General features: G+C 47.0%; 12 protein-coding genes and 1 pseudogene. 12 read left to right on the forward strand and 1 reads right to left on the reverse strand.

What is annotated here, in order from left to right:
* Nucleotides 1-107 precede the first annotated feature (107 nt).
* The 12 genes and pseudogenes from mraZ to DWB79_RS11735 all read left to right on the forward strand — a co-directional run bounded on the left by mraZ (nucleotide 108) and on the right by DWB79_RS11735 (nucleotide 10,789).
* On the forward strand, nucleotides 108-557 hold the full coding sequence (mraZ, locus tag DWB79_RS11680; RefSeq protein WP_016524258.1) for a division/cell wall cluster transcriptional repressor MraZ: 450 nt from the start codon (nucleotides 108-110) through the stop codon (nucleotides 555-557).
* A gap of 5 nt (nucleotides 558-562) precedes the next feature.
* On the forward strand, nucleotides 563-1,510 hold the full coding sequence (gene rsmH, locus DWB79_RS11685; protein ID WP_016524259.1) for a 16S rRNA (cytosine(1402)-N(4))-methyltransferase RsmH: 948 nt from the start codon (nucleotides 563-565) through the stop codon (nucleotides 1,508-1,510).
* A 5-nt stretch (nucleotides 1,511-1,515) separates the two neighbouring features.
* A complete protein-coding gene (locus tag DWB79_RS11690) occupies nucleotides 1,516-1,797 on the forward strand; it encodes an FtsB/FtsL family cell division protein (protein WP_016524260.1) in 282 nt (93 codons plus the stop codon).
* Between the two features lie 4 nt (nucleotides 1,798-1,801).
* On the forward strand, nucleotides 1,802-3,193 hold the full coding sequence (locus DWB79_RS11695) for a UDP-N-acetylmuramoyl-tripeptide--D-alanyl-D-alanine ligase (RefSeq protein ID WP_016524261.1): 1,392 nt from the start codon (nucleotides 1,802-1,804) through the stop codon (nucleotides 3,191-3,193).
* Complete coding sequence (gene ftsW, locus DWB79_RS11700; protein WP_016524262.1) at nucleotides 3,190-4,332, forward strand: putative lipid II flippase FtsW; 1,143 nt, start codon at nucleotides 3,190-3,192, stop codon at nucleotides 4,330-4,332. The genes DWB79_RS11695 and ftsW overlap by 4 nt, the downstream gene beginning before the upstream one ends.
* Nucleotides 4,325-5,164 (forward strand): cell division protein FtsQ/DivIB, encoded by an 840-nt coding sequence (locus DWB79_RS11705; protein ID WP_016524263.1) that lies wholly within the window; start codon nucleotides 4,325-4,327, stop codon nucleotides 5,162-5,164. The genes ftsW and DWB79_RS11705 overlap by 8 nt, the downstream gene beginning before the upstream one ends.
* The gene (gene ftsA, locus DWB79_RS11710; RefSeq protein ID WP_016524264.1) at nucleotides 5,157-6,398 is read left to right on the forward strand and encodes a cell division protein FtsA; all 1,242 of its coding nucleotides are present in this window, start codon (nucleotides 5,157-5,159) and stop codon (nucleotides 6,396-6,398) included. Before DWB79_RS11705 ends, ftsA begins: the two co-directional genes overlap by 8 nt.
* A 22-nt stretch (nucleotides 6,399-6,420) precedes the next feature.
* Complete coding sequence (gene ftsZ / locus DWB79_RS11715; RefSeq protein ID WP_016524265.1) at nucleotides 6,421-7,704, forward strand: cell division protein FtsZ; 1,284 nt, start codon at nucleotides 6,421-6,423, stop codon at nucleotides 7,702-7,704.
* 567 nt (nucleotides 7,705-8,271) lie between these two features.
* A complete protein-coding gene (locus tag DWB79_RS11720) occupies nucleotides 8,272-9,165 on the forward strand; it encodes a tyrosine-type recombinase/integrase (RefSeq protein ID WP_016524266.1) in 894 nt (297 codons plus the stop codon).
* Between the two features lie 40 nt (nucleotides 9,166-9,205).
* Nucleotides 9,206-9,322: pseudogene (locus DWB79_RS11725) on the forward strand (hypothetical protein); the annotation flags it as partial.
* 88 nt (nucleotides 9,323-9,410) lie between these two features.
* Nucleotides 9,411-9,782, forward strand: a complete 372-nt coding sequence (locus DWB79_RS11730) for a hypothetical protein (RefSeq protein WP_016524267.1) — start codon at nucleotides 9,411-9,413, stop codon at nucleotides 9,780-9,782.
* Between the two features lie 14 nt (nucleotides 9,783-9,796).
* Complete coding sequence (locus tag DWB79_RS11735; RefSeq protein ID WP_016524268.1) at nucleotides 9,797-10,789, forward strand: radical SAM protein; 993 nt, start codon at nucleotides 9,797-9,799, stop codon at nucleotides 10,787-10,789.
* Nucleotides 10,790-11,036: 247 nt separating this feature from the next.
* On the opposite strand, the gene DWB79_RS11740 is transcribed toward DWB79_RS11735, so the two are convergent.
* Nucleotides 11,037-11,714 carry a hypothetical protein gene (locus tag DWB79_RS11740; RefSeq protein ID WP_016524269.1) on the reverse strand — a complete coding sequence of 226 codons (678 nt, stop codon included), beginning with the start codon at nucleotides 11,712-11,714 and terminating at the stop codon, nucleotides 11,037-11,039.
* Nucleotides 11,715-11,763 lie beyond the last annotated feature (49 nt).

Here is an 11,763-nt window from a genome sequence, read left to right on the forward strand (position 1 = left end):
CCGTCTAATTCGATTGCCCAATAATATCGGCAAAAAAAGCATTGACATTTATCATTTTACCGGTAAAATAAAAGTAAATGGGGAAAAGTGGAGGAAAGTAGGTAAAAGTGGAAAAAAGTGTGTTTTCAGGAGAGTATAATAATACGCTTGACGAAAAGGGACGTATTATGTTTCCTGCAAAATTACGCTGTTTACTTCCGGGCTCACAAGTAGTGATTACCCGAGGAATTGACCGCTGTATCTGGATATTTCCTCCTGAAGAATGGGCATTGCTATCCGAAAAAGTTATGCAATCCGCATCGTTGTTTCAGGCAAACTCCCGTCTTGTACTGCGCAGACTTATCGCTCCGGCGCAGGAAATAGACATTGATAAGGCGGGACGTGTTTCAATACCCCAAAGTTTACGTGAATACGCGCAGCTCGAAAAAGACTGCGTGCTATTGGGCATCAACCGTTATCTCGAATTGTGGAATGCGGATGAATATCGGGCTTATCTGGAGGGAAGCGAGGCGGATTTCCATCAAGCGAGCGAAGACTTGGGGCTTATCCGTTTTTAACATGTATGAACTTTGTACACACACCGGTTTTATTACAAGAATGCCTGCAATTGCTTGCCCCGGAAACATCCGACCCGCTTCTTATCGATGGAACATTAGGCGAAGGCGGTCATAGCGAGGCATTTTTAACCCGCTTTCCGCAGTTAAAAGTTATCGGTATCGATGCCGACCCTGCCATTCAAGCAAAGGCAAAGATACGGCTTGCTCCATTCGGCGAGCGTATGCAGTTTTTTTTAGGCTGGTCGGATGTGTTCTTTGATCAATATCCTCAAGATAGAGCGGCGCCTTCACTCATCTTATTTGATCTTGGCATTTCTCTTTTCCATTATATGGAATCAAAACGCGGCTTTTCATTCAGCGGCGACGAACCGCTCGATATGCGTATCAATCCGAATGAATCGCTGACAGCCGCTGATATCGTAAACACCTACAGCGAAAAAAAACTCGCGGATTTACTATACCTCTATGCGGAAGAACGCTTTTCGCGGCCGATTGCCCGTGCTATTGTTGCAGAACGAGAAAAGCGCCCTTTTACGGAAGCGCGACAGTTAAGTGAAACCGTGTTCCATGCCGTACCTGCTCGTTTCAGACACGGCCCCATACATCCGGCAACCAAGACATTCCAAGCCTTACGAATTGCCGTCAACAGCGAACTTGACCGGCTGCCGCATCTACTGGAAAAAGCCTTTGCGTGTCTTGCGGCAGAGGGCAAAATGGGTGTTATCTCCTTTCATTCGCTGGAAGACCGCATTGTCAAACTTTTTTTTAGAGACCTTGCAAAAAGCTGTATTTGCCCGCCTGAAATGCCGATATGTACTTGTGGAGGCGTCCCCCGTGCAGCATTACTTACTAAAAAACCGGTCGGCCCCTCTGCCGAAGAGACAGCCGCTAATGCGCCATCTCGCAGCGCACGGCTCCGTGTCATCAAAAAGCTCTCTTTGAGGAGGTCATAACCGATATGAAACACCTTTTAGCTTTGATTCTTACCCTCAGTATACCATGCCTGTTTTTCTTCACTGTTAAACAGTCGCAAGTTTATAATACACTTGAACGTGAAGTAAACGCATATAATGACGAGCAAAATCGTCTGATTGCAGAAAACAAACGAAAGATTTCGGCTATTTCCATCCTCTCCAAACCGCAGCGGATAGAAAAAATCGCTGTCGAAGAATTGGATATGCATAAAGCGGACTCCTCTCAAATTATCCGCATCTCCTTGGATAAGGAAAAGAAGGGATAGCGCCATGTTGTTGGGTTGGGAGGCTCTCTGCACGGCAGTTGCAGGAACATTTATTTGCAATTATTCTCCTTATCAGGGATTCGATTCCGTTACAACAGACAGCAGAAGTATAAAGCCTCATGCGCTCTTTATTCCGCTGCGGGGTACACAGCAGGACGGACACCGCTATATCGAACAAGCGTTACAGCACGGGGCTGCTTGCGTACTTGCCGATGCGGCGTATCTCGGCGTTCAAAAAAATACGCAACTCATCCTCACCCTCTGTGAAAAACATCAGGCAGCCTGTATCCGCGTTGAACATACGTTGAAAGCACTGCAAGACGCCGCTGCTGCCTATCTGGAACAATTCCCGCAGCTCATTAAAATCGGGGTAACCGGTTCAAACGGTAAAACGACGACAAAAGAACTGCTTGCATCCATCTTTGCACAGAAATACCGAATTATAAAAAATGAGGGCAACCTCAATTCCGAAACAGGCTTGCCGCTCTCGGTCTTTACCGTAACGAAAGAACATGAACTAGGAATTTTTGAACTCGGTATGAATCGGAAAGGAGAAATTGCGGAACTTGCCGCAGTCCTGAAACCGAACATTGCCGTTATCACCAATATCGGCACCGCGCATATTGGAATACTCGGTTCTAAAGACGCTATCGCCCACGAGAAAAAACAAATTTTTTCCTGTTTTGATGAAAACTCCGTCGGCTTCGTCCCTGATAAGAATGAGTACACGGCGTTCTTACAAGAAGTACCGCATGGAAAAATTTTTACCTACGACGCAGATCCCGCCTCCTATACTCTCGAAGGACTTTCCGGCGCGGAGATACGGTATCGGGGAGAAACTATCCACTTACCGCTTCCGGGAATTCATAACGTACAAAACACCTTTGCCGCGATCGCTGTTGCGGAATATTGTCATATCCGGTTGCAGTCGATAAAAGCGGGCATCGAACAGATGCATGCCTTATTCGGTAGATCGCAAATTATCCGCGGGCCGGTAACCTATCTACTCGACTGCTATAACGCCAATCCCGATTCGATGAATGCGGGACTTGCACTGTGTGCGAATATCGCGGTAAGCGGCAAAAAGATTTATCTGCTCGCCTCGATGAAGGAACTGGGCGCAGAGTCCGCGGAAGCACACCGTGCCGTATGTGCAGCAGCTTTTGCTTCCGATGCCGACGTGTTGTTTTTTTTCGGCAAAGAGATGTGTGAGGCAGTCGTGAAGCAAAAGAAAACTTCAAACAAACCTTTTTTCTGCTTTACGGAAGCATTTGCCGATAAACTTCGCGACACGTTAGACGGCTTATTAAACCGAAACGATTTTGTATTTCTGAAAGGATCCCGCAGCCTTGCGCTGGAGCAGTTTGAACCTATTCTGCAAAAGGAGCGGGTATGATGCAGCACACTATCACCGTTGAAAAGAACATCAACCGCGACCGATACAGCTTCACGTTTATCCTGCTCGTTCTCATTATGGTCGGACTTGGAATTGCAGTACTCTATTCGGGATCACTGCATTACGCCGAACGTTTTTTTGATGATTCTTCTTATTTTGTTGTCAGACAATTCCGCAATCTCCTTTTAGGCAGCATCGGTCTCATTTTCTTTTCGTTCTTAAGTTTCGATCATTTACGGAAACTGCTTCCTTATCTTTTGATTGCAGGTTTTATCCTTCTGTTGCTCCCCTTTATTCCGGGCATTGCATCTCCTCGAAACGGCGCCAACCGCTGGATTTCTATCGGAGGTTTCAGTTTACAGCCATCGGAATTTATCAAGCTTCTACTCATTATCTTTCTCGCGAACTTCTTCGATAAAAAAGCGGATCAACTGGATGCGCCCTTAATTTCCATATTACCTCCTTTTTTTATCACATCGGTGTTCGTATTACTGATATACCTTGAAAACGATTTTTCGAGTGCGTTCTTTTTAATGCTCATTTTTATGGTCATGTTTTTTGCTGCAGGAGGGCCATTGCTCTGGTTCTTAAAGGGATTGATTGTTACCATTCCCTGTGCAGTACTTATGGTCGTTACCTCAACCTACCGGATGAAGCGTGTACTCTCTTTTATATCCCCCGACAGCGATCCGCTTGATACAGGTTATCAAATCAATGCAGCCCTTGAAGCGCTTGCCGGCAGCGGTCTTTACGGTACGGGAATAGGGAACGGTGTGCATAAAATTTCGAGTGTTCCGGAAATATACTCCGATTTTATTTTTGTCGCATGGGCGGAAGAAATGGGCTTTTTAGGAGTGTGCGGTTATCTTGTACTCTTGCTTGCATTTACTGCAGTAGCCTATCTGATTGCGTTTTCCTGTAAAAACCGATTCGGTTGTTATGTTGCGTTCGGCGCTGCCTCCTCAATCGTCCTTCAATCTTTTTTAAACTTAGGAGTTGTAGTCCGCCTGTTACCCGCAACCGGTATTCCCCTCCCCTTTTTCTCATTCGGAGGATCTTCGCTCATTACCAGTCTTTGCCTATGCGGACTGATTATCAATGTTTCAAGTTATTCAAAAAGGAGCGCTTCACATGTCTGATATTATCGGTTTACAAAACCATGCATATACCGAATCGCGTCAATTACCTCAAACCGTAAAAAAAACAAAAGGGAAGCAGCTCCTTAAAATCATTATTTTAGCGATGCTGCTTTTTTTGGCAGGCGACTCCGTTTATCATCTTTTTATTTTGCCTTTTAATTCAACAGCAAAGATACAGTTTTTCGGCATCGACACCATTCTCGAAACGGATCTGAAAAAAGCAGCCGGTCTGACCGGAACGGAAAAATGGGGAAAGATCGATAAAGATGTGTTATTGCGTCGGGTTGCAAGCTATCCACTCGTTGCAGAAGCACGGGTGGTAAAAAAATATCCGGACAAGGTATTGATTGAAATAATCGAACGGAAACCGGTTGGCGTATTGCTTGCAACAGTTGGCGGCCGCACTATCCAGATGGAAATAGATAAAACGGGAACAGTATTTAAAGCGGCCTCAAAAAAAGAAGCGCAAGCGTTGCCTGTTATCAGCGGCCTTTCCTTTCAGACTATACGAGCGGGAATGAAGGTGCACAAAAAGCTTGTACCATTATTTAAACAACTGGATCTTTTGCAGAAAAAAAATCCGGCATTACTCAGCGAAATCTCCGAAATGAAGATTGAACAGAAAAAATACGGCGGTTTTGACCTCATCCTCTATCCGGTACAAACGCCGGTTAAGGTACGTACCGACAGTACATTGAATGAAGAGCGATTGCAGTATATGATGTTGACGTTGGATGTCATACGGGATCTTGATCTGAGTGCACAGATTGAGGAGTTGGATGTACGGGCAGGAACCGCTTCCTACCGTTTAAGAGGTGAAGCCAATGAGTGATATCATAGTCGGATTGGATATAGGTACCAGCGCAATCAGAGCTGTTGTCGCTGAAAAACTGGAAACAGGCGTTCTGCAAATTATCGGCGTGGGTACCGGCATTTCTGAAGGCTTACGGAAAGGAACCGTCGTTAATATCGAAAAGACCGTACAGGGAATCCATGAAGCGGTGGAAGCCGCAGAGATGATGTCCGGCGTAGAGATTACCCACTGCATCACGGGAATCGGCGGCACCCACATTGAAGGGATTAATTCCCGCGGTATTGTCGCCGTTACCGATAAAGGTAAAGGAAACCGTGAAATAGACCAGCAGGACATCGACCGCGTTATAGAAGCTGCAAGAGCAGTCGTTATCCCGATGGATAGGCGCGTCATGCATGTTATCCCTCAATCATATATCGTTGACGACCAACGCGGTATTGTGGATCCACATAATGTTATCGGTGTCCGCATCGAAGCGGAAGTACATATTATTACCGGATCGGTTACCTGCATCAAAAATATCGTCGATTGCGTGAAGCGTGCCAATTTACAAGTTGATGCGCCGATGTATCACGGTTTGGCTGCCGTAGAATCCGTTATGACACAGGAAGAACAGGATCTCGGTTCGGTACTCATCGATATCGGGGGCGGCACTACTGATATTGTGGTGATGTCCGGCGGAGCGCCGATACTTACGACCGTGCTGCCCGTAGGCGGAGGTCATGCGACAAACGATTTGGCAATCGTCAAAGGGCTTTCGACTGAAACCGCCGAGAAGGTCAAGATAACCGACGGATGCTGTTGGCAGCCGCTTTTGGAAGATAATAAATCCGTACTGATTTCCGCGCCGGGCGGACGGGCGCCCATACAGATTGAAAAAGCGGATATATGCGATATTCTGCAAGCTCGAATGGCAGAAATTTTTACGATGGTAAAGGATAAAATAGCTCCTGTAACCGCTTCAAACCGGTTTGCAGGCAATGTGATTCTCTGCGGCGGCGGTTCGCTTATGCCGGGCGCTACGGAACTTGCCTCCGAAATCTTCGATACGCCGGCTGTCCGGTTAGGTATTCCGGGAACTTTCGGCGGTTTAACCGGAGAATACCGCAGTCCAGAATTTGCCGCCGTACTCGGACTGATTTTATCGCAGTACAAACAGCGGGCAGCTTCCGGTGAAGAAACAAAAAAAATAGAAGCAGAACCGGGTAAAATTGTCGGCAAACTCAAAGACTTTTGGAAAAATCTATTCTAAACCAGAGGGGGAGGGAATATATATGGATTACCAAGTGATGCAGCAAAACGAACTGTTACCGGTTAATCCCACCGTTATTAAAGTAATCGGCGCGGGCGGAGGCGGTTCGAATGCAGTTAATAGGATGTTGGAGTGCAACATACAGTACGTTGATTTTATCGTTGCAAACACCGATGTGCAGGCACTTAATTATTCAAAGGCGCCGATGAAATTAGCGATCGGTTCAAAGTTGACCGGAGGGCTCGGCGCGGGAGGAAAGCCTGAAGTCGGCGAAAAAGCTGCTATGGAAGACACCGAAATTATTGCGAATGCCGTCCGCGGTGCGCACATGGTCTTTATCACCGCCGGTATGGGTGGCGGCACCGGTACCGGTTCCGCGCCGGTTATCGCAAAGATAGCCCGCGATCAGGGAGCCTTAACGGTCGGTGTCGTTACAAAGCCTTTCGCTTTTGAAGGACGCGCAAAGATGCGTACTGCCGAAGCGGGAATTGAAAAACTTCGCCAAAACGTCGACACGCTGGTCGTCATCCCCAATCAGCATTTGTTAAACATGGTAGATAGCAAACAGACGATAAAGGATGCTTTTGTTATGGCAGACGATGTGCTGCGCCGTGCAGTACAGGGTATTGCGGATATTATTACAAAAAATGGCTTGGTCAATATCGATTTTGCAGATGTCCGTTCCACGATGGCAGGTCAGGGCGATGCGTTAATGGGTGTCGGTACCGGATCGGGAGAAAACCGCGCGGTTGACGCGGCAACGAATGCTATCAACAATCCGCTTTTGGAAGATTCCCACATCGAAGGTGCAACGCGGATACTGGTTAATATCTATGCAGCGGAGATGCCTTCTACCGTGGAAATCAATGATATTATGGAAATTGTTACGGCAAACGCCCATCCCGATGTAGATACCATCCACGGCATTACCGTTGATGAAACCGATGAAGCTATGAAGGATAAGATTACTGTAACGGTCATTGCGACGGGCTTCCCTACCGACGAGGATCCGATTCAGAGTATAATACAGAAGCCGGGGCAGCCGGCGGGGACAGCAGCTCAGCCTGAACCGCTTCATACGTCGTTTTTACAAAATGATTTTATTTCGGCAAGCGAATGGGCAAAGCTGCAAACACCGCAACAGCCGAGCCTACCCGGTCTCGGCCCGCGAAATGCAGGAATACCGGCTGCTCCGCCGCCTCAACAACCGGCAATGACCGAAACCCCGCGACAGCCTATCCGTGTACAGCTCCCCGGCGCCAATACCGATTTGGATGTGCCGGCGTATATACGCAACAAAAGGTAACTCCTTTTGAAAATATGCGGGCATCTGCGTTGTCGCATCATGAAAAGTGTACATCCTTGTACACTTTTCATGGCGAGTTTCGCGTAAGCGCGAAACATCGCTTCTGATGGAACCAGCGGCATCCGTGCCGCTTCTGAAACTAGTATTCAACGTATCAGAACGAACAGGGATGTTCGTGCTTATAAGCAGTAGCGAGTTTGCACTGCAAACTTGTCGTTAAAAAGCGTACACGGATGTACGCTTTTTAACAGTCTATTTTTAAAAGGCTAACGGAAAGGCTAGGTGCAAAAGTTATGACCACCTTTAGTCATATAAGAGCTTAATATCTCGGTGCTCTGCGTCGGAGTTGTCGGTTACAGTCTTTTTGTGCGAAATTTTGGATAAAATTTCGCACAATTTATTTTAAAAGAAGAATAAGCACACCAGATGAATTAATCACAAGCGCAGAATAATTGAGGCCGTGAGACCATTTGAACCGCGAAGAGGTTCAACTCTGGTTGAACGACCTCAATTATTCTGCGGGAAGATTCAAACAACGTCTGGTGTGCTTATCCTGAGTAAATTACGATGACAGAAATACAATTACGGGCATTTTATGGATATTTAATCTCGGCAGAGGCGCGGGCGCAGCTTACTGCAAAAACATATCTCAATACGCTACGGCTCTTTCAGCAGCAGCTTGGGGATGAGCGCCTTATCGAAGATGCGTCTCAAGACGATTGCATCGGCTTTCTCCTTGTGCGGGCGAAAGAAGGGGTAACGGGGAGAACGCTTGCAAAAGATCAGGCGGCGCTCCGCTCCTTTTATCGCTTTTTGCAGCTGGAAAACGTCCGCGCCGATAATCCTGCAGAGCAGCTGGAAAGCCCCCGCCGCGAAAAAAACTTGCCGCGGGCGCTCGCCCCTGATGAAGTAGACAAACTTTTGGCAGCCATCCCGCTGGATACGCCGAACGGTATCCGCGACCGCGCCTTGTTTGAGCTTATCTACTCGGCGGGGCTGCGCGTAAGCGAAGCGGTAATGCTTTCGCTGGAGGATGTTTTCTTTAATGAGCAGCTGCTGAAAGTTCACGGCAAGGGCGGAAAGGAGCGTATCATCCCCTTTGGGGCGCAAGCAGAAGCGCGACTTAGTGATTACCTAAAAACAGCCCGTCCGCTTCTTTTAAAACCGGCGCATCGCGAAAACACCGAAACGACAGGAGCGGTATTCCTAAATCACCACGGCGAACGGCTGACCCGTAAGGGTATTTGGAAACGCTTGCAGGAAATCGAACAACTCAGCGGCGTTACCACAAAAATCCACACACTCCGCCATTCGTATGCAACCCATCTGCTGGCAGGCGGCGCCGACCTCCGCTCTGTACAATGTCTCCTCGGTCATGCGAGTATCGCCACTACACAAATTTACACCCATATCGAAGACAAGGATTTGGAATCCTACCACCGCAAATTTTTTGAGAAATAGTTGGAGAGTATAAAAACGCTCTGTCCTTATTTTTACAATTAAGTATATTTCTCATTGTCCGGAAGAACAGCTGGTATGTTCGTACAGTTATGACGAAAATGCCTTGCTGGGTAAAAAATGCTTTGCACTGCGCATTGCGTCTATACTTACACGGAATCGAACCCTGCTATAGCAGAGACATTGATTACTCACTTCTGCAAATGCGGCTTGCTTTTTAGGTCTCTTTTTCTTATAGTAACATCCTTATGAATATCCTCGAAAAATTTTATAGCGATGCACGGCGGCGAATGGAAAAATTACCTGATCCTGCATTCCGGCAAGAATTGTGTGAATTTTTTGTCAAAACAATCCGCAGTTACGATAAAAGCCTCCTCCCGTTAGCAGAAGATTCGGCTGAATACTGGTTACGTACGCATCTGAATGATACAAAAGAAGATGCCGTCAACTGGTTCTACACCGTCTTTTCTCTCTTTGACGGCAGCTTCAGTAGCGATATGAATTTTTCTGATGATGACTGGGAAGAACTGCACGTAATTGTTTCGGCAGCGGCGGAAACACTCGATATGCGCACCGTAAGCGCCATTATGAGCGTTATGGTTGAACGGAATAAACTTTAATAGGAACAGTATTTGTGATACGGGATTTTTGTTGCGTAGAATATGAGCACTGTACCGCCTGTCCCAAACGATGCGGGATAAATAGGAACGCCGGAGAACGCGGCTTTTGTGGAGAAACGGCGGAGCTGCGCATTGCATGGGCAGGATTACACTTTGGAGAAGAGCCTCCGGTAAGCGGCGCAGGCGGTTCGGGAACGATTTTCCTGACCGGTTGCAATCTCCGCTGCGTTTTTTGTCAGAACTTTCAAATTTCGCAAGAAGGTATGGGGCGCGCTGTAACGGAACAGGAATTTACCGAAATATGCCTCACACTTCAGAACGCAGGCGCGGAAAATATCAACATTGTTACGGGCAGCCATGCGGTACCGGCTTTGGGGGCAGGGCTCCGAGCCGCAAAACAGCACGGCTTAACTATTCCCGTCGTCTGGAACTCATCCGCTTATGAAACGGTAGAAGCACTCGAATCGATTGCGGATACCGTCGACGGCTGGCTCCCCGACCTCAAAACGCTTAATACCGAAACATCCCGCAGGGTTTTTGCCGCTCCGGATTATCCCGACCGCGCCTGCGCCGCAATCGAAGCGATGGCACGGCATTCTCCGCTCAACCTTACGCCGCCCGATGAGCAGTATCCGTTCGGCAAAATGCTGTCGGGCGTTATTGTCCGGCATCTTGCACTTCCGGGAAAATTAGAGGACTCGCAAGCGGTACTCCGTTGGTTCGCTCAAAACCTTAAAGGCAAGGCGCTCCTTTCGCTGATGACGCAGTACACCCCCATTACCGCAAATCCGAAAGCGCGGCGAATCGATGCGTTTTCTAATCGCCTGCTCGATGAATCGGAAGACATCACACTGCGTACCTTTCTTGAAGAATTAGCCATCGACGACGGTTTTTATCAAGAATTGGTAAGCGACTTAGACTGGCTCCCGGACTTTAACCGCGTACAAACCTTTTCTTCCGCGCTGTCAAAACCGCTCTGGCATTGGAAAACCGGCTGGGTAAAATAAAAATTTATCTTCAGCCGCGCCATTTCAGTGCGCCTGCGGTAACAAAGTCAGACTGCTGTTAAAATCATAACTCAGTTAAAGCACCTCTCCAAAAAGCACTTTGTCACGTGCATCATATCTTTTACTTTTTGCATTGTATTTGCAAAGAATATCAATGGGCTTCATCATAAAGCTGATATCGTCTATCGAGTAGGTACTATCGAACCCGCGAATGTTACTTTTACCTCTGCCGCAGCGTAACACACCTTTATTTCCGCATCCGTTTTGAGACTGTTGTGTAAATCAAATACATATATGGCGCACCCAAATTGGTTTCCATCAGCGAATTAACAACCAAAGTACGAAGCCCTGCATTACGGATACCCGTTATAAATAAAATAAATTCCCATGCAAACTGCACCAAAAGCCCGATTGATATAATGCTCCAAAGAGGTACTCGCTCATCGTCGCGCGTAGCAGATAAATTTTTCATGAGCAACCACGCATAACCGACAAATAAAAACACCGCCATAATCCAATGATATCCGCCAGTTCCGCGCTGAATTGTAATTATCGGGAATGACGCCCCAGCCCCGTTACTGATAACCGCCGCAGAAAACCACCACACGATAATCAAAAGTGAAAACTCCAAACGATTTTTCGGTTCGGCAAACCACAGCCACATCCACGCCATATTTGTAAACCCATAACTCATACTGAGCCACAGCAAAAACCAAAAAGGATTTGCACCAACCACTTTTCGTGTTTCAAGCAACCAATAAAATCCGCCGTAATCTACTACAAAATAGAGTAAGCCCCCGAGTATTCCAACCAGAAGAGGAATATATCGCTTACTCTTTAGAAAATAAAATGCGAGTAATACTAAAAAAGCACAATCCAAAAATACGTACAAACTGCTCAATGATCGGTTTGGAATTAATTCCATTTTTTCCCCCATACAGTTTTATATCACACAAAACAACAGGAACTTCCAG

Origin of the sequence: Treponema medium (assembly GCF_017161265.1) — a bacterium.
GTDB lineage: Bacteria > Spirochaetota > Spirochaetia > Treponematales > Treponemataceae > Treponema > Treponema medium.